The organism is Daejeonella sp. (genome assembly GCF_017495225.1).
In the GTDB taxonomy this organism is placed as follows: Bacteria; Bacteroidota; Bacteroidia; order Sphingobacteriales; family Sphingobacteriaceae; genus Daejeonella.
The window spans coordinates 147461-170665 of the sequence record NZ_JAFEIG010000007.1; the positions used below are offsets into that span (position 1 = coordinate 147461).

Annotated in this window: 23 protein-coding genes; all 23 read right to left on the reverse strand. The window is 36.2% G+C overall.

Going from position 1 to position 23205, the window contains the following annotated elements; all coding sequences use genetic code 11:
• The 23 genes from QZ136_RS03450 to QZ136_RS03560 all read right to left on the reverse strand — a co-directional run bounded on the left by QZ136_RS03450 (nucleotide 1) and on the right by QZ136_RS03560 (nucleotide 23205).
• Nucleotides 1–636 (reverse strand): Crp/Fnr family transcriptional regulator, encoded by a 636-nt coding sequence (locus QZ136_RS03450; protein WP_291400359.1) that lies wholly within the window; start codon nucleotides 634–636, stop codon nucleotides 1–3.
• A complete protein-coding gene (locus QZ136_RS03455) occupies nucleotides 636–2066 on the reverse strand; it encodes an OprD family outer membrane porin (RefSeq protein ID WP_291400361.1) in 1431 nt (476 codons plus the stop codon). The genes QZ136_RS03450 and QZ136_RS03455 overlap by 1 nt, the downstream gene beginning before the upstream one ends.
• 35 nt (nucleotides 2067–2101) lie before the next feature.
• Complete coding sequence (locus QZ136_RS03460; protein WP_291400363.1) at nucleotides 2102–2536, reverse strand: DsrE family protein; 435 nt, start codon at nucleotides 2534–2536, stop codon at nucleotides 2102–2104.
• Nucleotides 2537–2547: 11 nt separating this feature from the next.
• Nucleotides 2548–4236 carry a 5'-nucleotidase C-terminal domain-containing protein gene (locus QZ136_RS03465; RefSeq protein WP_291400365.1) on the reverse strand — a complete coding sequence of 563 codons (1689 nt, stop codon included), beginning with the start codon at nucleotides 4234–4236 and terminating at the stop codon, nucleotides 2548–2550.
• Nucleotides 4237–4258: 22 nt separating this feature from the next.
• Complete coding sequence (locus QZ136_RS03470; RefSeq protein ID WP_291400367.1) at nucleotides 4259–5332, reverse strand: c-type cytochrome; 1074 nt, start codon at nucleotides 5330–5332, stop codon at nucleotides 4259–4261.
• An 11-nt stretch (nucleotides 5333–5343) separates the two neighbouring features.
• Complete coding sequence (locus tag QZ136_RS03475; protein ID WP_291400369.1) at nucleotides 5344–5757, reverse strand: DUF6691 family protein; 414 nt, start codon at nucleotides 5755–5757, stop codon at nucleotides 5344–5346.
• A 3-nt stretch (nucleotides 5758–5760) separates the two neighbouring features.
• Entirely contained in the window at nucleotides 5761–6318 is a 558-nt protein-coding gene (locus tag QZ136_RS03480) for a YeeE/YedE thiosulfate transporter family protein (RefSeq protein WP_291400370.1), read from the reverse strand.
• Between the two features lie 6 nt (nucleotides 6319–6324).
• Nucleotides 6325–7161: a universal stress protein gene (locus tag QZ136_RS03485; RefSeq protein WP_291400372.1), complete on the reverse strand. Its 837-nt coding sequence runs from the start codon at nucleotides 7159–7161 to the stop codon at nucleotides 6325–6327.
• A 17-nt stretch (nucleotides 7162–7178) separates the two neighbouring features.
• Nucleotides 7179–7424: a rhodanese-like domain-containing protein gene (locus QZ136_RS03490; RefSeq protein WP_291400374.1), complete on the reverse strand. Its 246-nt coding sequence runs from the start codon at nucleotides 7422–7424 to the stop codon at nucleotides 7179–7181.
• An 81-nt stretch (nucleotides 7425–7505) separates the two neighbouring features.
• Entirely contained in the window at nucleotides 7506–7820 is a 315-nt protein-coding gene (locus QZ136_RS03495; protein WP_291400376.1) for a rhodanese-like domain-containing protein, read from the reverse strand.
• A gap of 5 nt (nucleotides 7821–7825) precedes the next feature.
• A complete protein-coding gene (gene trxA, locus QZ136_RS03500; RefSeq protein WP_291400378.1) occupies nucleotides 7826–8122 on the reverse strand; it encodes a thioredoxin in 297 nt (98 codons plus the stop codon).
• A gap of 24 nt (nucleotides 8123–8146) precedes the next feature.
• Nucleotides 8147–8383, reverse strand: coding sequence for a hypothetical protein (locus tag QZ136_RS03505; RefSeq protein WP_291400380.1), 237 nt, complete (start codon nucleotides 8381–8383; stop codon nucleotides 8147–8149).
• A 115-nt stretch (nucleotides 8384–8498) separates the two neighbouring features.
• Nucleotides 8499–9731 (reverse strand): MFS transporter, encoded by a 1233-nt coding sequence (locus QZ136_RS03510; protein WP_291400382.1) that lies wholly within the window; start codon nucleotides 9729–9731, stop codon nucleotides 8499–8501.
• 97 nt (nucleotides 9732–9828) lie between these two features.
• Nucleotides 9829–11244 carry an MBL fold metallo-hydrolase gene (locus tag QZ136_RS03515; protein WP_291400384.1) on the reverse strand — a complete coding sequence of 472 codons (1416 nt, stop codon included), beginning with the start codon at nucleotides 11242–11244 and terminating at the stop codon, nucleotides 9829–9831.
• 122 nt (nucleotides 11245–11366) lie between these two features.
• Complete coding sequence (locus QZ136_RS03520; RefSeq protein ID WP_291400386.1) at nucleotides 11367–12764, reverse strand: MBL fold metallo-hydrolase; 1398 nt, start codon at nucleotides 12762–12764, stop codon at nucleotides 11367–11369.
• A gap of 33 nt (nucleotides 12765–12797) precedes the next feature.
• Nucleotides 12798–13421 (reverse strand): peroxiredoxin, encoded by a 624-nt coding sequence (locus QZ136_RS03525; protein ID WP_291400388.1) that lies wholly within the window; start codon nucleotides 13419–13421, stop codon nucleotides 12798–12800.
• 98 nt (nucleotides 13422–13519) lie between these two features.
• A complete protein-coding gene (locus QZ136_RS03530; protein WP_291400390.1) occupies nucleotides 13520–14149 on the reverse strand; it encodes a methyltransferase domain-containing protein in 630 nt (209 codons plus the stop codon).
• A gap of 1 nt (nucleotide 14150) precedes the next feature.
• Nucleotides 14151–14969: a sulfite exporter TauE/SafE family protein gene (locus QZ136_RS03535; RefSeq protein ID WP_291400392.1), complete on the reverse strand. Its 819-nt coding sequence runs from the start codon at nucleotides 14967–14969 to the stop codon at nucleotides 14151–14153.
• A 346-nt stretch (nucleotides 14970–15315) separates the two neighbouring features.
• The gene (gene bglX, locus QZ136_RS03540) at nucleotides 15316–17580 is read right to left on the reverse strand and encodes a beta-glucosidase BglX (RefSeq protein WP_291400394.1); all 2265 of its coding nucleotides are present in this window, start codon (nucleotides 17578–17580) and stop codon (nucleotides 15316–15318) included.
• 65 nt (nucleotides 17581–17645) lie between these two features.
• Nucleotides 17646–18695 (reverse strand): glycoside hydrolase family 16 protein, encoded by a 1050-nt coding sequence (locus QZ136_RS03545; protein ID WP_291400396.1) that lies wholly within the window; start codon nucleotides 18693–18695, stop codon nucleotides 17646–17648.
• Nucleotides 18696–18702: 7 nt separating this feature from the next.
• Complete coding sequence (locus QZ136_RS03550; RefSeq protein WP_291400398.1) at nucleotides 18703–19599, reverse strand: PKD domain-containing protein; 897 nt, start codon at nucleotides 19597–19599, stop codon at nucleotides 18703–18705.
• 16 nt (nucleotides 19600–19615) lie between these two features.
• Complete coding sequence (locus QZ136_RS03555; RefSeq protein WP_291400400.1) at nucleotides 19616–21697, reverse strand: hypothetical protein; 2082 nt, start codon at nucleotides 21695–21697, stop codon at nucleotides 19616–19618.
• Nucleotides 21698–21720: 23 nt separating this feature from the next.
• The gene (locus tag QZ136_RS03560; protein WP_291400402.1) at nucleotides 21721–23205 is read right to left on the reverse strand and encodes a RagB/SusD family nutrient uptake outer membrane protein; all 1485 of its coding nucleotides are present in this window, start codon (nucleotides 23203–23205) and stop codon (nucleotides 21721–21723) included.

A 23205-nucleotide genomic window follows, 5' to 3' on the forward strand; every position in this document is an offset into this window, starting at 1 on the left:
TTAAGAAAATGAGGCAAGCAGTTTAATTTCGTTTCGGTACAAAATGATCTTCTGATCGTTTTCAAGTTGCTTTAACAATCTAGAAATAACCACCCTTGAAGTGGCAAGTTCATCGGCAATTAAATTATGTGAAGCTTTAATTACACTAGAACCAGTTAGACGTTGCTTTTCCTTCAAATAAGCAATTAATCTTTCATCCAATTTATGAAAAGCAATACTCTCGATAGATTTCAATAGTTCAATAAAGCGCTCATTGAAGCTACGCATGATATAATTTTTCCAACTCGGATATTTGCATAACCAATCATCCAACTTAAGGTGAGGAATAGCGATAAGTTCTACATAATCTTCGGCAATGGCTTTAACCTCACTTTTCTTGGCTTCTAAGCAGCAGCTATATGCCATTGAGCAGCTTTCATTATTAGATAAGTAGTACAAAAGAATTTCATTGTCTTTTTCATCTAGACGTAAGACTTTCACTGTACCTTTCAAAACTATTGGCATCATACGAACATATTTACCATAGTCCATGATTAAATCACCCTCATTAAAAGTTTGAAAAATACCAAACTGCTGTATTTCCTGAATTAATTGAGGTTCAAAAATGCTGTTTAGCTTATCTAAATTAGCGATCATTAGAAATGAAAATTTAAAACAAAATTAGACTGAAACATATTGACTTTATTAATCACCATTTTACTATTTCCATAGGTTTCGCCAGCGTTAATTTTTGCTACCAGAAGTAGCTGAGCTTCGAGACCTTTTAATCCTTTATCAAAGGTATATCTAAAATCGGTATTTATTTGTGAATATGAAGGAAATCCATATTTATTTAAAGCAAAATTTTTAACATCAGGTAATTTATAGTATCCAGCAGCAATAGATGTTTTAAATCTTGTTTGAGGCACTTTATAATCGATTTTGGCCATTATTGCGTGTAAATCGCCAAATCCTTCATTTCGCTCACGGGGTAAAAAGGTAAAGAAAGGATCACGACCCCACTCGCGAGGCAGCAAATAACGACCTTTCTCAGTAATACGATTATAGTTTAGAGAAGTCTCCCAGTTTGTACTTTTCAAACCAATTTTAGCGCCAAAAACCAAAGATTTTCCATTTTTCACAAAATAGCTTTCAGATTGATGATGATTACCCCCATCATTTATAGCATCTTGCTTAATAACTTGCCCAGCTAAAATTAAATTTGATTTATCATTAAGAGGGAGCGTATAATCAGACTGAAGCATAGCTGTATTAAACACATTTTGAGTGTACATATTCCAAAACTGAAGCTTCAAATGTTTTGTTAGACTACTTTTTAGAGCTAATAAAGCAACCCCCTTACTTTCAATTTTATTGGCATATTGAGATGGTGTACCATCTGGATTCAAGCCTGTTGAATAAAGTCCAATAGTTTCTCCTACAGGATACCATTCAGTTGTACTTCGCGGGGAAATAGAATAAATCCAACCTCCTTCAACTTTAAGACCTTTAATTTCGTTCAGTTCTGCCCAAACACCATCTACTCCCGTAGGCCTCATTCTTCCATCTTGAAGATTGATGAATGGGGTATTTAATATCTGGCGACCAAAAATCAAGGATGATTCCTTAAAATTATATTTAAGATAAAACTCTTCTAGGCGGTCAATATCCGATTTGTTATTGGCATCTTCAATGTCAAATAAACCTATTTCATAACGGTTAAACTGTCCACTTTGCGGGTCAGGTTTGGTCATATCTGAAGATCCAATATTAAAGATATAGAAACCACTCACGGCAAATTGAAAATTATGAAATTGTGCTGTTTCAAACCTTAAACCACCACCAGCTGCATTAGCATAATAATCGGTTAAATTACCTTCATTAATAGTATTCATAAAGAAATACCTGAAATGACCTTGAACATTACCACCCTTAAAAGCACCAAGGATAGAGCTACTATCGACTGAATTTGTAGATTTACCTTTATACATTTCAGGACGTTCATTCACGTCTTGATGTTGTGCTTTTACTTCACTAAAAGTAGAAAAAAGAAGGCATAGCAATGCCAGATAGAAAAATGATTTCATTTAAATTGATTTAATTAAGAAGGTAGAATTCGGACTTATAATTTAATATAGCTCCATCCCTCTTGTTGTTTTTTCGCAATTTCCAGAACCCCAGAGATAACTGTTCCGGCGCCATCTACTAACTGGTCTTTAGTGACACCTCGTTTTTTCATAGCAAATTCACAGGCGAGGAAACTTACACCCTTATCGGCATACATTTTTATCTCATCCTGCACTACACTATTCTTTTTCACCAACATATTTAAACCTCCACTATGGCAAACTACTTCAAATTTGGTATCTGGTGCTACACTCCAATAGTTCTTCAATTGACTCATCAAATTTTGATGTATTAAGGTATCTGCGGAAGTCAATTGGAAAACAATTTTAAGTCCTTTATAACTATCAGCAGACTTACGATTATTTTTAGTTTGTGCACTCAATCCAGTTGAAAAAACAAAAAGTAGAGCTAGAAGAAGAATTTTTTTCATGTCAATAAAAATTAGTGAAATTTATAATCTACTCCAGTAACCTGTGTAAGCAATTTTTGCGGAGCATCTAGTACTTTCGCAGACATTGGTGGCTCAGGAGTTACCGGTGAATTTACCTTTAAATACTCTTTTAACACAGAGTGTAATGTAAAAGGTGTATTACTTGCATTAGAAACACCTCTCATTCTGCATAGCATATCTAAGGGATCACCTTCACGCTCACATGCACAGATACGGTATACTTTGCTCATATCCAGAGGCTTACCATTCACTTCTACACTTTGCACACGCTTACCGTTCTGAGCAAAAGCATTGAAACTTATTTTCATGCCCTTAAATTTAATTACCCAACCGCCTAAGCGTTGAGAAGCATCCTCAGCAAAAACATTGTTCAACTCTCTCTCCAGCCAGTCTGTAATTTGCTTACCGTTCACAGAGCCAGTTCTTACCACGCTATCTACTGGCAACATATCAAAGATGTAGCCATTAGTAATTGGAATATTTCCTGTTTCGTCGGGGGTAGCGTTTGGCGGACAGAATCTAAAACCATTTGAAAGAACTATATCAGCCTCTTTAATTTTCCATTTCAAAGCATCCAAAATTAGCGTATCAATGGTATTTTCGATTACAAAATAACGGTAAAGAGGAATAGTACTATATCCAGCGATGGTATTGATATCACCTTCAAAAGGGACTTCATTTTCTTTTATCAGGCGACTAATATTTTTATCCGCTTTATATTTTTTTGAATCAATTTCAACTAGAGTATAATCGTCTTGAACAACCTTGCCATCTTTAATTTTGAGTTCAAGTTTCCCAACAAAAGAACCAAATGCACCAGGTTCAACTACTTTAGAATATTTACATTGTATTGGTTTGCGAACACGTTCATGCGTATCACCGCCCAAGATATAATCAACACCTTCACACTCTGGAAGATTAGCAATATGAATTTGTTGAGAAAGACCCAAATGAGATAACATGAACACATAAGCACATTGCTCTTGGTTACGTAAAACATCTACATAATGGGCTAAATTTTCTTCCGGCTTAGTATAAATTATGCCTTTACTATAGCTTGGCGATTGTCTTACAGGCACCAAGGGGTCGGTATAGCCAATAAAGCCGATTTTTACACCCTTCACATTCCAGATATGATAAGGTTGAAAAATCAACTCACCTCTTTTACCATCACCAAGATCATGGTACATATTAGCACAAACTTTAGGCGCATTTAAGGAGCCTAATAAGGTTTGCATTGCTTTTTTATAGTAGATAACCTCCCAATTACCCGGAAGATAAAGATCGTAGCCAAGCTCATTTAATACAGGAATCATGGCTTTACCACTTGTTTTTACTGAAAGCTCACTGCCTTGAAACATATCACCTGTATCAATGATGAATGTATCTGGATTATTTTTCTTTTCTTTTTTCAGATAGGTGGCAAGATGAGCATAGCCGCCTGTTTTACGAAAAACAGATTGTTCATTTTCCCAAAATAGTTCATCATGTGGATGAACCTGGCAATGAACATCTGTAGTTTGTAGAATGGAAATGGTAAACTCCGATTCATTTGCACTATCAACTGGAGTTTCAGAAAGCTCATTAGCTATTGAAGTAATTGGGTTTGAAGTAAAAATAGCTGCCCCTGCACCCATTGCACCAACTTTCTTTAAAAATCCTCTTCTATTATTTTCCATAAGTTAATTTTTCAGTCAGAATCTACTTTGATTTAGTAGCTTCTTCTAATTTCTTTTTTTCTTCAGCAATTGGTTTAAAAGGACCGAATTTATGTTGCTTCTCCGAGAATTTGTCAGCATAGGGTCCGAATGGGTGATCTATAGGCTTTTTAGACTTATCAGGCCAATCTTTAGGCACATTGATGTGTGGTCGAGCTTGCGAATTAACATAAGCAGCAATATCCCAAGCCTCCTCATCAGTTAATTGAGGATTATCATGCGTTGCACCGATAGGCATATTGTATTTCACATACTTTGCAAAGTTGGAAATACGGTAAAGTCCCGCACCATCATTATAACTATTCTTACCCCAAAGTGGTGGAAAAGTATATTCACTTTTATCAGGATTGATTACACCGGAACCATCTGCTTGATGGCAGCTTACACATTTTAAAGTATAGACCTCTTTTCCCTTTAGCGGATCAGCTGCTCTATCCAAAAAAGCCAGATCTTTAAAGCCAGACCCAGCTGCCTTTTCACCTTTAGGAACATTAGAACCTAAGAAATTGATATAAGCTACAATGGCTTTCATTTCTCTCGAATTTGTATCTAATGCAGAACCATTTAAACTTCTTTCAAAGCAGTCGTTTACCCTTTTTGGAATATCTTCAACACCACCACTTCGCGCCCTGAATTTAGGATAGAGAGAAGCTACAGAGCCATAATTATTCCCAAAAACAGCCGTACCGGCTTGCAAGTGACAGTTTTGGCAGTTCATCCCATTACTTATTTGCATCACAGAACCATTAGGGCCTAAATATTTAGCGGTATGAGCAATTAATTCCTTGCCATATTCCACATTTTCTTTCTCAGCCGCATCGCTAATGGTACTAGTCTCAGGGGCAATCCAAAATTCTTGAACAATTGCCTTTACCTCCGCGAGGGTTGCAGGCATTTCTTCAACGGCTACATCCTGACTTTTAGGCAGTTTGCTGATATAATATACTATTGGGATAGCAATCATTGCTACAATCAATAAAACTATCGCAAGGATGAGTTTATTAATTACTGAAAATAAGTCGTTTAATAAATTTTTATCGTCCTGCTTCTCAGACATAAGCTACAATTTTAATGAGGTAATTTACTTTTTAATACACCATATAAATACGTGCCAATAAGGGCAAAGAAAAATACAATTGCCATAGCCCAATAACCATAACCAACGTTAACTACCATTGGTCCAGGACAAGCACCACCAAGTGCCCAACCCAATCCGAATATAGTACCACCAACTAAATAACGGTAAACTGAATTATCTTTCGGGCTAAACAAAATTTGATTCCCTGAGAAATCACGGATTTTGAATTTTTTTATGAGTGCAACACCAGCTACACCTAATGTTACAGCCGTACCAATGATTCCATACATGTGGAAAGCTTGAAAACGGAACATTTCTTGAATTCTAAACCAAGAAACGGCTTCAGATTTGGTCATAACAATACCAAAAATTACACCAAGTACTAAGAATTTTATAAATTTCATCGTTTAAAATATTAAAGGCATAATTAAAAAAGTCATAATTAAACCACCTACAAAAAAGCCAATTACAGCAATTAGAGATGGGAATTGAAGGTCCGACAGACCAGAAATTGCATGTCCTGACGTACAACCACCCGCATAGCGAGAGCCAAAACCAACCATTAATCCAGCAATTGCAAGAATTAAAAATCCTTTAAGGGAGAACATGGCATCAGTTCCAAAAATTTCAGTAGGTTGTAAAGATTCAGGTTCAGAAATACCCAATTTTGATAAATCTTGAATGGTTTCTTGTGAAATTTGAACAGGAGCACCTGTGTCAAGAAACTGTTTGGTTAAGAAACCACCTAAAACAGCTCCAATAAGAAATACAATATTCCAAATTTGTCCACGCCAGTTGAAGTCAAAAAACTTATTCGTTTTTCCTAGTCCCGCAGCAGCGCAAATTGTTCTAAGATTAGATGAAAACCCAAAGGATTGTCCGAAAAATAAAAGGAAAAACATAATTCCCGAAATCATTAGTCCGGAGAACCACCAAGGCCAAGGTTGTGTTATAAATTCAATCATTTGTTTTTAGTTTGATAGATGAAATGAGATAATTGGTTTAAAAAGATGATTAATAAGCTTTTCGGTTGCACTTTGATGAAACAAGCCTCCCTTACCATGAGTTCCGATAAATACAAGGTCCATATCGTTCATTTGATTAAAATGAACAACGCCATTTTCTACGTCTTTATCATTAATTAAATGGCATGCATAATTGTCAATACCATTCAACTGGGCAAACAAGTTCATATCTGCTTCAACTTTAGCCTTTTCTGCGTCTACCTGACCAGAGGTGATTTGCAACAAATGTACTTTTGTATTAAAAGCTTTAATCAATTTATTTAATAAAGTTAATCCTTCTTTTTTAGGATTAACAAAGTTATGCACAAGCAATATGTTTTCAATTAGAAGATCTGAACGATCGCACATTAAAGATAGCAAAGGAATTTGAGATTTACGAGCAATTACCTGAGCTTCTGTACCTGAAACAATTTCCTTTATTCCGCTTGCTCCTTTATTACCCATTACAATTAGATCGAAGGCATTAGCATTGGAGAAGTTAAGAATAGCATCTGTAGTTTTGCCGAGCACTAAATGAACATTAATTTGATTACCATAAAGAGTTTTCAAATTTTCAAGCTTTCTCAGAGAAATTTCCTTTTGCTTTACTACATAGTTCACATCAATTTCGCCGCAAGTTTGAATCTCTCCTTTGGCATCCATTGTTACGGTATCCGGCACATTTAATACATGTACAAAATGAATATCGGTTTCAATTTTCTCTTCCAATTTTTTCACCATTAGGTAGGCAAATTCGGCTTGGACAGAAAAATCGGTCGGAATTAAAATTTTTAAACGTTCCATATCAGATTAGTTCTTGTTTAATTACAGTTAATATTTTGCCAAGGGCCTTTATTTACCACATTGGTAATGCCATGTTGTGCAAGCATAGCCATTGCCATATTTACACGATTACCACTTCTACAAACCATGATAATTTCATCAAAGCCACGTAATTCATCAATGTGGCTTTCCAATTGATCGAGTGGATAATTTACACTACATGGAGCGTGTCCGTCCATATTAAATTCGTCTACTGATCTTACGTCTACAATAATTGATTTCATAATAGAAAATTTTAATGATTGAGCTTAATCAACACTATTATTTGTTTAATAAATGATAGTATTACAATTAATGCGCTGATTTTATTTTACAAATTGATTTACATTCCCTACGGTTCCACCATTAACAACATTGGTAAAACCATTTCTTTGCAGGATTGATTTAGCCTGTGAGCTTCTATTCCCACTACGACAGAATACGATGATATGCTTTTTGTCTTTAAATTTAGAAATCTGCCTAGAAATGCTATCCAGTGGAATATTCACGGATCCTTTTACTTTTACTTGTGCAAATTCTTGCGGACTACGAACATCGACTAAGAAAGCACCTTCCTCAATAAGTGCATTTAAATCAGGTTTTTCTGATGCACTAAATAATTTCTTTAAAAAATTTAACATATAAATTAGATTGAAAACTTGTTAATTACTCCTACAAGGCCATTTTTCGGTACCACACCACTTTGACGCCACAAAACCTCACCCTTTTTAAAAAGGATTAAGGTTGGTACACCTTGTACTTGATATTCGGCAGCAGCTTGTGGGTTTTTATCCACATCCACCTTTAAAATACTAGCCGCATCGCCCACTTCCTGTTTTACTTCCTTTAAAATTGGGGCCATTACCTTACATGGTCCACACCACTCAGCGAAAAAATCCACAAGCACTGGCTTATCGGATTGTATTAATTCATTAAATGTCATGTCTATTTTTTTAAAGCTTTTAAATTAAACTACCTCTTCGTAAGATATTTCCTTTGAATCAGATTTTTTTGATGGAGTTGGCGTAGCGCATCCTCCAACACCACAGCATGCAGCATTAAAAAGAGCCATACCAGTAAAAAGTAATCCTGCGAAGCCGAACAACATGTCCTTGGCAACTATGGCTTGCACAATAATGGCTAAACCAATTCCTAGGCGTAGAAATCGAACGATATTCCAATTATTTAACAATACATCTTTCATGTTTTTAGCCTCCTTTTATTTAGAACTTATACAAAGGTAATGCCTAAGATTTCGTTTATAAGTAACAAAGGTTACAAATGGAAAAGACAAGATTTTAAGAAGAATTTAGGCTTGATTAGTATGTAGGCACGCAATAATCGCTTTTCCAAAAGGTTTTTGTGGTGCAGCACATCCTGTGGTTGGCAATCATTCCAGCGATAGCAGTGATGGCTGCTACAATAAATAAAGCCTGACTTATACCAAATATATCTGCAAGGAAACCACTCAAAATTGCTCCAATAACATAACCACTATCGCGCCAAAGACGGAAAATACTTAAGCTTTGAGCACGTTGTTTAGGATGCGTTCCTTCGGCGATAACAGAAAGGAAATTAGGATATACTAAAGCCGTTCCGAAGCCTAAAAGAATGGAGGCAAGAATTAAGAATGGTAAAGTATAAGCGAGGGCAATAAGTAAAATAGCGATTGCTTGAATTAACATACCGGCGGTAATAATTTGCTTTTTGCAGTGAGTATCGCCTAGTTTACCGGTAAAAAGTTGAGATATGCCCCAAACTGCTGGATAAATAGCAGCAATAATACCTATTTGTGTAATGCTAAAACCCCTTTGAATCAATAACATGGGTAGGAGTCCCCAAACTACCCCATCATTTAGATTATTCACCAAGCCATTTAAGCTTACAGAACCCAAGTTTTGGTGTTTCCAGCTTGTTTCCTTCCAAACATTTTCAAAAAGAGGGAGCTTACTGGTCAGACTTTCCGTTTGAACGAAATGCGTGGTATCTTTCACCAAGAATATTGTGATTAATAATCCACCGAAAGCAAATAATATCCCTGGAATAAATGGGAAATAAGCATATCCATAATCTGAGGCGATAGAACTAGCCAACCAAGCGGCAAGACCAACAGAAAGATAACCCGCAAACTCATTAATTCCCATGGCCAAGCCACGATTTTTACCACCCACTAGATCAATTTTCATAATCACGGTAGAGCTCCATGCTAGTCCCTGGTTAATACCCAATAAAACATTAGCCGCAATAACCCAATTCCAATTGGGAGCGTACATGAGCATAAAAGGCACGGGGAGGGCGAAGAGCCAGCCTATAATCAGAATAGTTTTACGATTAAATTTTTTGCTGAGTTGAGAAACGGCGTAATTACTTAGCGATTTACTAATTCCAAATGCAATGATAAAAGACATCAAAGCTGCATTAGCACTTAGTCCGAATTCTACATTACCAAAACCAGGCATAATAGAACGTTCTAAACCAATCATGGCGCCTACAAAGGCATTCACCAATACAAGTAGAGCAAATTGATATTTATTTTCTTTTAAACCTTGCATACAAATTAATATACGAAAAAATAATGGTAAAAACAAATAATAGGGGTAGACAAATGCCTAGCCCTATTATTTAAACATGCATTTTACATAAAAGATATTATGCGTGCATAGTTTTACTTTGGCAAACGAAATCAGTTTTAGGAACATTTGTTTCGCTAATTGCTTTAAATCCTCCGGCTATTTCTGTAAAGTTTCTATAGCCACGAGCTTGAAGGATAGAAGCTGCTGCCATACTTCTATAACCACCTGCACAATGTAAAAAGAAGTGTTCTTTCGGATTCACATCCTTAATCCAATCATTGATATAGTCGAGTGGTCTGTTAAATGCCTCATCCACATGCTCAGCAGCATATTCACTTTCTCTTCTTAGGTCAATAACCAAATCCTGCCCGATTCTAACTTCTTTAGCAAATTGCTCTGCAGTGATGCGGTCTACGATGTCTGCTTCTTTTCCAGATTTTAGCCATGCTTCGAATCCTCCTTGAAGGTGACCAAGAACATTGTCAAAGCCAACACGACTTAAGCGAGTGATTGCTTCTTCTTCTCTACCTTCATCAGTAACTAAGAGAATAGCTTGTTTCACATCCACAATAAGAGCACCTACCCAAGGGGCAAAATCACCATCTAGGCCGATATTTACAGACTGCGGAATAAAGCCGCGATAGAAAATGGTATTATTTCTAGTATCGAGAATTAATGCATCGGTTAGTTCGGCAACAAGTTCAAACTCATCCGGACTAAAAGCTTTCATTCCATGATTTAGGACAGTTTCGAAGCTGTCATAGCCCTTTTTATTCATAGCTACATTTAATCCGAAATACGCTGGTGGAGGAGTTAATCCATCTGTTACAGCTTTAATAAATGCTTCTCTATTTGGCTGATTTAGAGCATAATTCATCCGCTTTTGATTACCCAAAGTATCCACAGTTTCGGTCATCATATTTTTGCCACATGCACTACCTGCACCATGTGCTGGATAAACGATAACATCATCCGCAAGAGGCATGATTTTATTCATCAAGCTATCATAGAGTAAGCCAGCAAGTTGTTCCTGAGTCATGCTTGCTGCTTTTTGAGCAAGATCTGGGCGACCAACATCCCCTAAGAAAAGCGTATCGCCACTGAAAATACAGTGATCTTTACCATTCTCATCTTTAAGTAAGAAGGTTGTGCTTTCCATAGTATGGCCTGGCGTATGTAATACTTGTATGCTTACATTGCCTACTTTAAACTCTTGACCATCAGTAGCAGAAATACAATCGAACTCACAAGCTGCATTTGGTCCGTACACAATGGGAGCACCCGTTTCTTTACCGAGATCCACATGCCCACTCACAAAGTCGGCATGAAAATGAGTTTCAAAAATATATTTTAGTTTAACCCCATCTTTTGCAAGCCTATCTAAGTAAGGCTTAACTTCACGAAGAGGATCGATAATGGCAGCTTCGCCATTGCTTGTGATGTAATATGCACCTTGTGCTAAACATCCGGTGTAAATCTGTTCTACTTTCATAATCAAGAATTTGACTACACAAAAATCGCTAATACTAAGGCTTCATTTTGCAACAAATGTTACCTATAAAAAAAGCCGCCAAAAATAATTTGGCAGCTTTTTTATAGTTTGAGGGGTTTTAATTAAGACACCAAAGGTTCGCCTTTATTTACCCATTCATTGATACCTCCAGAGTAATTTGAGATATTGGTAAATCCTTCTTTAACAAGAATTGAATATCCAATTGCAGCTCTATCACCACCCTGACAGTGAATCAGTACTTTCTTATCTTTACTGATTTTATCCAAATTTTGAGGTAGAGTACCTACAAACACATTGTCGGCATGAGCGATATGTCCTGAATTATATTCAGCTACACCTCTTAGATCTACGATTTGCACATCCTCTTGCATCAATTTTTTAGCTTCGTCAATTGAAAGAACGTTAGCCTTTTCTAATTTGCCACCAGCTTCAGTCCAAACAGAAGTTGAAGGAACATAACCATAGATATTATCTAATCCGATACGCATCAATTTTCTTGTCAGATCATCCAATTTAGATTCATCGGCTAAGATGATAAATTGCTCATCATATTTTAAGAACCATCCCGCCCAAGTAGCGAAAGCGTTATTACCTTGAATATTCATTGTTCCAGGAATAAATCCTGCTGCAAATTCTACTTTATCTCTTGCATCAAGTACTTTCATACCTTTAGCCATAGCATCTTTAAGATCTGCTGCACTTAATTTTTTAAGTGTAGGTACTTCAGTTAACAATGGACGATCAACCTTATTCAGACTTTTCATCATTGCAAAATACTTAGGTGGTTCAGGTTGATCAGCTAAAAGATATTGAACAAATCCTTTTTCATCATTATCATATTGGAAAGCCCAGTTTCTTACTTTCTCGTAACCAACGGTTGTACTTGGAACAGCACCAAGAGCTTTACCACATGCAGAACCTGCACCATGACCTGGCCAAACCTGAATATAATCAGGAAGAGAAGAGAACTTATTGATTGATTTGTACATTTCCTTTGCACCAGCATCCATTGTACCAGTTAATCCAGCAGCTTTTTCTAATAAATCTGGGCGACCAATATCACCTACGAATACGAAGTCGCCGGTAAATAACATCACAGGCTCTTTAGAAGCAGGATTATCTGTTAGCAAAAAGCTGATACTTTCTGGCGTATGACCTGGAGTATGCAATACTTCCATGGTAAGATTACCAATCTGCACTTTATCACCATCCTTTAAGCCATGATGCTTAAATTCATATTCCCATCCTTCACCACCTTCATCAGACAAGAACATTTCTGCTCCTGTTAATTTAGCTAACTCACGAGAACCTGCAAGGAAATCTGCATGAATATGCGTTTCGAAAATATGAGTGATGGTCATATTATTCGCCTTAGCGATTTCTAAATAAGTATCCACATCACGTTTCGGATCAATTACTGCAGCTACACCAGCTTTTTGGCAGCCGATAAAATAACTTGCCTGTGCAAGACTCTTATCATAAATGTGTTGAAAAAACATAATTTTTGGGTTTAAAGGTTATTAAATATCTAATTATAATTCTTTTTTAGCGAGATACCAATCTACCATTTCTAGACTGCTATTTTTTCTTTCTGCAAGTGCTTCAATTGTTTTTGGTGCGGGCACAATAACTTTGTCGCCAGGCTGCCAATTCAAAGGCATTGCCACTTTATTTTCATCAGAAACTTGAAGAGCAATTAGTGTTCTTTTGATTTCCTCCATATTACGACCAACATTTAATGGGTAATACATAACCAATCTTACTTTACCAATAGGATCAATAATAAACACCGCTCTTACTGCTGCAGTTTCACTTTCTCCTGGCTGAAGCATTCCATAAAGCTTTGAAACACTCATGTCAATATCTGCGATGATTGGGAATTCGAACAAAACACCTGTTTTGTCATTTACAGCATTAACCCAAGCAATGTGAGCATGAATACTATCAATACTTAAGCCTATTAATTTTGCATTGTGCTTATTAAAGAAATCCTTTTCTAGAGCAAAGCCACTCATTTCTGTAGTACAAACCGGTGTAAAATCTGCTGGATGAGAAAAAAAGACTACCCAACTTCCTTTATTAAATTCTGAAAATTTCAGATTTCCTGTTGTTGTTACTGCTTCAAAATCGGGAGCAAAGTCTCCAATTCTTGGCATTGTGTTATTTATATTTAAATTTTCCATAATGTTTTAAATCTTTATACAAAGATGGAGACTAAAATCCTGTAGATCGGTAACAAAGGTTACAATTTAAACTAAACAGTAAGATTTGATTTCACCAAAACCACAAACAGCTCATTTCCTGATCTTTTTTCGAATGAATTATAACAAGAATCAAAAACTTTGAAATCAAATTTCTCTTTAAATAATTCTTGATATTCTTCTATTGTTCCTCCAAACGGAGGACCAGCTATTTCAAAAATCCTAGAAAATAGTAGTCCGGCAATTTTACCGCCATTTTTTAAGAGATCTGCCATTTTCTGAACATAATTTTTTCGGAGAATTGGATCTAATGCGCAGAAAAAAGTCTGCTCAAGAATCAAATCATATTCACCCTCATGTTCAAAGAAATCACCTAAAATAATATTTATTTGTGGCTTAGATTTAAATTTTGTTTTCAATCTATCTACCAATTCTGGAGCGATATCAATTAGATTAACATTATTAAAACCTTGTTCTAAAAGATATTCAGCTTCATAAGAATTGCCACAGCCTGGAATTAATATTTTTAAATTTTTATCGCTGATCTGATCAATATATTCTTTTAGCGGTGGCGACACTTGTCCTAAATCCCAGCCAGTACTTTGAGCAATGTATTGATTATTCCAAAAATCTTGTCCCAGGACTTTGGTACTATCATTTAGAAGATTGGAATTGTTCTCCATATTAATGACCTCCTCCTGAACTTGGGAAGAATAATTCTTTGATAAAAATATAAATACCCATTACAAGTACGAACCAGCCAAAAGACTTTTTAAGCTTGTCGCCACTAATCTTTTTCGATAGATAAATACCAATGAATATGCCAAATACGGCAAGAGCTGTAAAGGTTCCTAGAAGAGTCCAATCAATAAGTTGGGCACCTTGTAAATCGCCAATAAACCCGATTAAAGATTTAGCAGCTATGATAAATAGTGAGGTACCAACAGCTAGTTTCATAGGCATACGCGCAAGAATTACTAGAGCTGGGATTATTAAAAATCCACCGCCAGCACCTACCAAACCAGTTAGTAAACCAACTACAGCACCCTCTAATAAAATCATTGGGTAGTTGTATTTCATGCTTTCCTCTTCTTGTTCAGCACTTTGTTTACCAGGCTTAATCATGCTCACAGAAGCTAGAATCATCACGATTGCAAAAAGCACCATGATACCTATTGATTTTGTAATGACTAATGATCCAATGGTAAATAGCTCTGAAGGAATCAAAGGCACTAACCACATACGAGTTATGTAAACCGCAGCGATTGATGGGATACCAAAAATAAATACAGTTTTAAAGTCGGCACGTTTTTGCAGCGCACTTTGCACGCCTCCAACTAAAGCAGTTGAACCAACTATAAATAATGAATAAGCTGTTGCTAGGATGGGATTTACGCCCATAACATAGACTAAGATAGGCACAGTAAGAATGGAGCCTCCGCTACCAATTAAGCCTAGTGAAACACCTACAAGTACAGCAAGAATATAACCTAATATTTCCATAATTTTTTTATTTGCTTACAAAGGTCTTATAAGCTGGATAGATTAAAGGTTACAAAAGTTACATAAGCATTCATAAGATTAATTGGTGGCTTGTAGGTCAAGATAAACATTAAAAAAGGAGCAGAAAATCATTCTTAAAGCTATTAGATATTTGTTCATGATGCAATATCCGTTAAAAAAACAAGAATACTTTAGTTATGTTTTGGATTATTAGGTAAATTAATATTGCCAATTCGGGAGGATTTTGCTAGACTAAATTATTGCTTTTATAATAGTCAATAAAAAAACCCGATTAAATTAATAATCGGGTTTATGAAACTATACTAATTTTATGCTGTTTGGGGATTTACTTTTTTATAAAAGTTGTTTTTAGCACGTCTTGTGAGTTTGTCCCAACCATGACTTCAAATTCACCATTTTCAACGCTAAACTGACCATCGCCATCATAAAAACCTAGTTCTTTATCGGTTAAGATAAACTGAAGTTCCTTTGTTTGACCAGGTTCGATACTCAATTTTTGAAAACCTTTTAATTCTTTTACTGGCCTTACCGTAGAAGATATTTTATCTCTAATATAAAGTTGTGCCACCTCTTCCCCGCTGTACTTACCCGTGTTTTTTATGGTAATTGAAACTAAAACTTGAGAAGGGTTGGTTGAGTCAACTTTCAAATCAGAATATTTAAATTGGCTATAACTTAGGCCATATCCAAAGGGGTATAAAGGTTGATTAGGCTCATCAGTATAATGCGACCAAAATACTTCTGGCTTGGGACCTGGCCGTCCGGTATTAAAATAATTATAATAGATAGGTAATTGACCAAGGTGTCGAGGGAAAGTCATAGGTAATTTACCACTAGGATTATAATCACCAAACAACACTTCTGCAATGGCATTACCCGATTGCGTGCCTAATTGCCAAGTTTCAAGTATTGCGGGAATATGTTTATCTGCCCAATTTAGAATAAGAGGGCGGCCATTCATTAATACAAGAACAATGTTTTTATTGACTTTATAAACTTCTTCTAATAATTGTTGTTGAAGACCCGGGAGATCTAAATTTGCTCTGCTTCTACCTTCGCCTGATTGAAATCCATGTTCGCCAAGAACCATGATAACAACCTCAGAATTTCTGGCAGCATCAATAGCATTTTTAAATCCGCTAGTATCCGAATTATTGATTTTTACTTCATCAATAAAGCTCACTGGCCCTAGTACCAGATCAGCACCTTTGGCATAAGTAAATTCGTTAGTGTATTTTTTTAGTCCCTCAACAACAGAAACAGCCGAAAAATCATCAGAACCAACGCGCCAATTACCTAGCGGACTATTTTTATCATCTGCAAGGGCACCGATTACAGCAATTTTCTTTTGGTTTTTAGAAAGCGGCAAAAGTTGTTTTTCATTTTTAAGAAGAACGATTGATTTTTTTGCCATATCTAGAGTCGCTGCGATATGATCGGGGTGATAGATGAGCGTTTTTTCTCTTTCAGGATTGCAATATCTGTAAGGATCATCAAATAGTCCTAGCTCAAATTTAACCTTAAGAATTCTTCTTACCGCATCATCAATTACATGCATGGATACTTTTCCCGATTCAACTAAAGATTTAAGATGAGTAACATAAGCATAAGATTCCATGTCCATATCGGAGCCAGCATTGGCAGATTGTTCAGCAACATGAGCTAAATTTTCGGAGAAGCCATGATCAATCATTTCAAAGCCAGATCCCCAATCGGATACAATGAAACCCCCAAAGTTCCATTTAGATTTCAAGATATCCCTTTGAAGAAATTTATTGGCTGTTGCAGGAATGCCATTTAACACATTGAAAGAGTTCATCACTGTTTTAACATCATTATCTACAGCCGCTTTAAAAGGTGGAAATATCACATTATAAAGCGTAGAAGTACCTACATCTACTGTATTATAATCTCTACCAGCCTCAGCGAAGCCATAGCCAGCCATATGTTTCACTGTTGCAGCGATTGTATTGTTTGCGGAAAGATCATCGCCCTGGAAGCCCCTAACACGCGCTACAGCAATTTTAGACCCTAGGAAAGGATCTTCGCCAGCACCTTCCATTACTCTACCCCAGCGAGCATCTCTTGAGATATCCACCATTGGTGCGAAAGTCCAGTTGATGCCTACTGCAGAGGCTTCAATAGCTGCAACACGAGCCGACTTTTCAATAGCTTGTAGATCCCAGCTTGCTGATTCGGCAAGAGGAATAGGAAATAATGTTTTATGACCGTGTATTACATCAAATCCAAAAAGAAGAGGAATTCCTAAACGTGATTCCTTAACTACGATTTCTTGGATTTTTCTAACATTTTCAACACCTTTTACATTCAAAACTGAGCCTACCAATCCTTGTTTGAGATGCTCATATTTCAATTTAGCATTGCCTTCTTTGGGCGCGGGACCAGTTATTTCCCAAAAGCCATTATATTGATTCATCTGACCAACCTTTTCTTCGAGGGTCATTTTTTTCAAGAGCTTTTCAACTTTTTTATCAATTTCACTCTTTTTTGATGCTGGCTGCGCAAGGCTAAATAGTGGCAAAACAGTAAAAGCAAAAAGTAGCCGTAGCACGGCGTTAAAATTTTTCATTTGGGGAAGAGAAAAAATGAATAAAGCGCCAAAATTGGCGCTTTATTCAAGGATTATTGAATTGGTTATTTGTAAATTCTGATGTAGTCAATTTCCATAGTTGCACTATTGAAGTTAGGATCAACAGCACCACCAAAAGTGCCACCCATAGCTACATTTGCTAAAAGGAAGAACTCATGATTAAATGGAATATTTGCAGAGTTGGCTACCGTATGAAATAACTGATTATCTACATAAATTCTAATGGCATCTGCATACCATTCAACAGTATAAATATGAAATTCAGTTGTAGCATTAGCAATAATTTTTGTGCTCCCATTAGGATTTCCACCTGAACGACCAGGATAATGAAGAGTACCAAAAATTTTGTTAAGTTCACTACCGCGATGTTCTACAATATCAATCTCACCACATGCAGGCCAACCTACTGTTTTAATATTATTACCAAGCATCCAAACTGCCGGCCAGGTACCAACACCTGCTGGAAGTTTAGCTTTTACTTCAATTTTACCATATTTAAAAGCAAATTTATCTTGAGTAAGTAAGCGTGCAGAAGTATAAGCCATGCCACTAAAATTCTCTTTCTTAGCAGTAATTTTTAAAGATCCATTGCTTACAATTGAATTTTCTGGACGGTTAGTATAATATTGTAATTCTTGATTTCCCCAACCACCGGAGCCTGTACCGATATCATACTTCCATTTAGTAGGATCAGGAGCGCCATCTACATTAAACTCATCGGCCCACAATAATTCGGAGCCTGGAGCTTTAACATTGACAGTTATTTGCGCTGATTTTGTGATGGCAGCGCCAGAGCTTCCAGTAGCCGTAACCGTAACCGTGTAGGTATTATTACCAGTTGTAGTATATTGATAGGTGGTAACACCTGAAGGTACAGTTCTTACCTGTCCATTTCCGAATTCGAAAGCATAAGAAACAGCGTTAGTAGCTGTAGCAGTAAATACAACCGTTCCGCTTCCATCAACACTTACATTCGCAGCAAGCGTTAGATTTGTGGGTAAAAGTTCTGCAACGCTATCAGCACCAGCTTTTTTACAACTTACGAATAAGAAATAGACAAAAAATAGGCTTGTCAGGGTTTTATAGAATTTCATGATTCTGTTATTTTACTTTAAGTTTTTGGTACCAAGCAAGACCATCTGCACCGATGGTTCTCAAGTGAACATTTGTTTCAGAAATTGATAAAATCTCATAAGTGTTACTACCAAAACCAGCATTTATGATTCCATTTCCTGGAACTGTAAATTGAATTCTTGTCGAATTTGCTGTAGTACTAGCAGAGGTTGCATCCATGAAAATTAATTTTTTGGACCCCCCGGTATTTAGTGCATAATTGCCATCATCTCCTGAAAACCCATAAAAACTTGTCGCGTCTTTAATAATAAAGGTTAATCCCTTATTATCAACTATCATATTGATGTTATCATTTGCGTCTTTGGTAAATGTAATTTCATCATTATACAATTCAGGATCGCGATCATTACCTTTAGCTGCATAATAATCTGGATAAAATAACCAAATAGGTCCAACTCCAAAATGTGAATCAGCATCTTTATCTGTCACCCAGATTTTTGATGATCCACCAGTTAAACCATTAAGGATATTGTCCGGTATTTTAAAATCTACAAACACTTTGATTTTCTTGCTTATTGTTGATGTTGTACCACCCTTTCCAATAGCATTTACTGTAATAGTATAATCATTAGTGCCAGGAGTGTTGTATTTATACACACTTGTACCGGCCGAAAGAATTTGTGTTTGTCCGTCGCCAAAATCAACCTTATAATTGATTGTATTGCTTGAGGCAAGAGTTATTGACACCTTACCTGTACCATCACCATTTAAATTTGAGGCATTTACTCCCTGAATAGCCGTTTGAAGGGTTAATTGAGCTGGCGACGACAGATCACCAAAAGAATATTCTTCCTTAGTACAAGAGCTAGCACTCAAAAATGCAATGAGAAGAACAATATTAAATTTATTTATAAAATTTTTCATGATCAATAATTTTAGATTAATTGAGTGTTATATCATCAAAGTAGAACGTATAGTTGGCTGTTCCATCACCTGGAGTTCCATTATCGAATATGAAGACAAGGTTATGGTATAGCGCAACGGTACTGATAGCGCTATAATCGAAAGTTAGTGTCTCCCAAGCATTAGCTTTAGTGGTTACAACTTCCTTTTCGAAGTTAACAGCGGCGTCCGACTTATTTTCAACTTTCAATAGCATTTTTGCACCTACACGTGGAGAATAAACTTTTACTGTAAATGTCTTATTCACAGAGAAATCAATTGGATTAGGTAACTTTAATAGAGCACCACCCCAAGGTTGGCCAGCACCTTTAACCATCTTAGCAACCTTTGAAGAACCATTAATTCCGCCAGCAGCTGGATTATCCGCTACAGTTAAATTACCACCATCGAAATTAATGAAGTCGTAATTTAATGTAAGCGATTGAAAATCAAGAGGTAGACCTAAAACACCGTTATCGCTAGCTACCATTTGAACATCATCCCAATAAAAAACCTTACCAGATCCAGTATTACCAAAATCGAAGAAGATAGATGCTTTATTAAAATTATATGCAAGATTTAAAGCAGCTGTTCCGGTAGCATGATTAGTGAAATCAAAAACTAAAGTTTCCCATTCGTTTGCTTTAGTTGTTGATACCTGGGTTTCAACAGACTTATTAGCATCATTGCTATCTTCAATTTTCAATCTTACAGGTATTCCTGCTGCTGGTGAGTACACTCTAACACTCATTTTAGTTGCACTAGATGAAATTGGAATTTTAGTAGCAAAACCATCGCTTGTTCCAATAGTTGTACCTGCCCAAGTTTCGGCACCATTAGGCTTAGTGGTTACCTTTACTTTATTGGTCACATTTACAGGGTCTGTTCCATTTACTGTTGAGTTATTACCGAAATCGGTAACTGTATTATTTACAGTTTCATCATCAAAGCTTACCGGTAATTTAATTTGGCTTAAAGTAGCTGGTAAATTTTTAGTTAGGCGGATATCATCAAAGTAGAAAGTAAAATCTGATGAACCATTACCAACCGTACCTAAATCGAAAATAAGCACTAAATTCTGGTAAGTATTTGAAGTATTAATAGCACTATAATCAAATACTAAATCAACCCACTCATTAGCGACAGTTGTAGTTACTTCCTTTTCAAAGGCTTTGTTTGAATCAGAAGAATTTTCCACTTTTAATAAAACTTTTGCACCAACACGCGGAGAATAAACCTTCATTCTAAAGATTTTATTAGAAGAAAAGTCGATATTACCACCGAGTTTTAATACACTACCACCCCATGGCTGACCAGCACCTTTAACCATTTTAGATACTTTATTACTAGGGTTATCAGCTGTTTTATGGGGATTATCAAGAACAGTTGAGTTACCACCATCAAAGTTAATGAAAGCATAATCAAGGGTTGGAGACTCAAAGTCTACGGGTAATAAAATTGGGTTAACAATATTTATCGTGTCTGTATAAGTAGTAGTTGCTGCACCACCACTCAAAGCCACAACTTTTAAGATGTAAGACCCAACTTTAGCATAAGTATGACTTATGGTTTCGCCTTCAAGGAAAGATTTTGGAACCTCATTATCTACATCGCCATAATAAACTTTGAATACCGTTTCATATTTTGCTGTAGCAGAAACATTAATTTTAAAATTGTTTGCTGGATCTGGAGCAACAACAACTTTTAAATCTTCCGGTGCTTTGAAAGAAACTGTTAGTGGAATAACCTTTTCGGTTACTTTTCCAGTTAAACCGTAACCTATAATTTTTACATTATAAACCCCTTCAGGATAAATACGTTGAACGCTTTTACCTGCCTCAACCTTAGCGGGAGTTGTTGTACCGTGACCAAAAAAGACATCAAAGCTTGATGCTCCCTCTCCATTTGGAGTGATGGTAACTAAACCTGTATTATCTTGTGTAATATCAAATAAGGCCGAAATTTGAGCTGGTGACTCTGAACTTTCCAAGAAAGAAGTATCACCAAAATTCTCCTTTTGGCAAGATCCCAATACTGCCACTAAAATGGCAAGGCTGAAAATATATTTAAATGAATTCATGATTCTTAATTTTAAATTTGTGCTTAGTTGTATCCTGGATTTTGTTTCAATCCTGAAATATCTACCTCTTGCTGAGGAATAGGGAATAATTCGTTTTTACCTACAGTAAAACCAGTAATTTTTGATGCCGCTTGTCCTGTTCTTACAAGATCAAAAAAGCGATCACCTTCCATAGCCAACTCTAGTCTTCTTTCATCCCAAATTGCTTGACGAAGAGCTGTTCCTGTGGCACTTATATCATGAAGATCATCTCCAAATGCACGTTTACGAACTCTATTCAAATATTCTTGAGCCTTTGAGTCGTTTGGTGTAGTTGCTCTATTATTTGCCTCAGCAGCCATAAGCAATACATCCGCATAACGAATTGTTCTAAAATTATTTAAATAATTAAGCTCCACTTGTCCGGAAGTTTCACCTACCCTTGGCATATACTTCTGACTGTATAAGCCAGTATTTTTATAAGGTGCAACTTTATAAGTAATACCAAAGGAAGGATTTGCAGTCTTATAAGCTTCGATATCCAATATTGTTACCGCTTTTCTGGTATCGCCAGCAGCATAAGCATCAGCAAGGTTTTTAGTAGGTAGATTGGTACTCCAACCAGAAGAATACGGACTTGTACCGGTAAGGTTACGTATACCACAAATCTGAACTGCTAAATTTCCTTGACCTCTTCCTGGATTAGACCAATCATAAAAAGGACTAGCATTAGAATATTGAATTTCAAAAACAGACTCAGGGCCATTCTCGCCAGCCTGTAAGAAAATGTTGCCAAAGTTTGGTACAAGACTAAAAGGACCTTTTACCACATTTTCAAGCATTGTTGCAGCGGCATCAAATTTACCTTGGTATAGCAATACCTTACCTAAAAGCGCTTGAGCGGCAAACTTAGTCGCTCTACCCTTTTCAACATTCACATTTGGAAGAACTGCAATTGCATTTGTTAAATCAAGCTCAATTTGCTTATAAACATCTGCTTTAGGTGCCCTTGAATATTTTTTTGAATCAGAAACCGAAAGTCTCTTATCAACAAACAAAGGCACATCGCCAAACATTCTAACTAATTCAAAATAATAGTATGCTCTTAAGAAATAAACCTGACCGTATAAAGCATCTTTACCTACAAAATTAAATTTGTCTTTATTCTCGTGTAAATAATTAGCACGATTTATACCTTCATAACATGCTCTCCATGCTTCCGTAAGATTGGCATTGGTACTATTCGATTGATAATCATCAATTTGCTGAAAACCAATTTGATCAGTAGCATTTTCGCCACCAGAAACTGAATTATCTGATGCTATATCACCAATTACTGGATTAGCCCATAGCCATTGTAATGGAGAATAAGTACCAATAACCATTTTTTGGTAATCATCTTCATTTGTTAAGTAGGTGTCTGCTGTAATTTGAAAATCCTCTTTAGGATCATAATCAACAAACTTTTCACATCCTGTTGCAATGCTTACAACTAGGAATAAACTGATGAAATATTTATAATTTTTCAT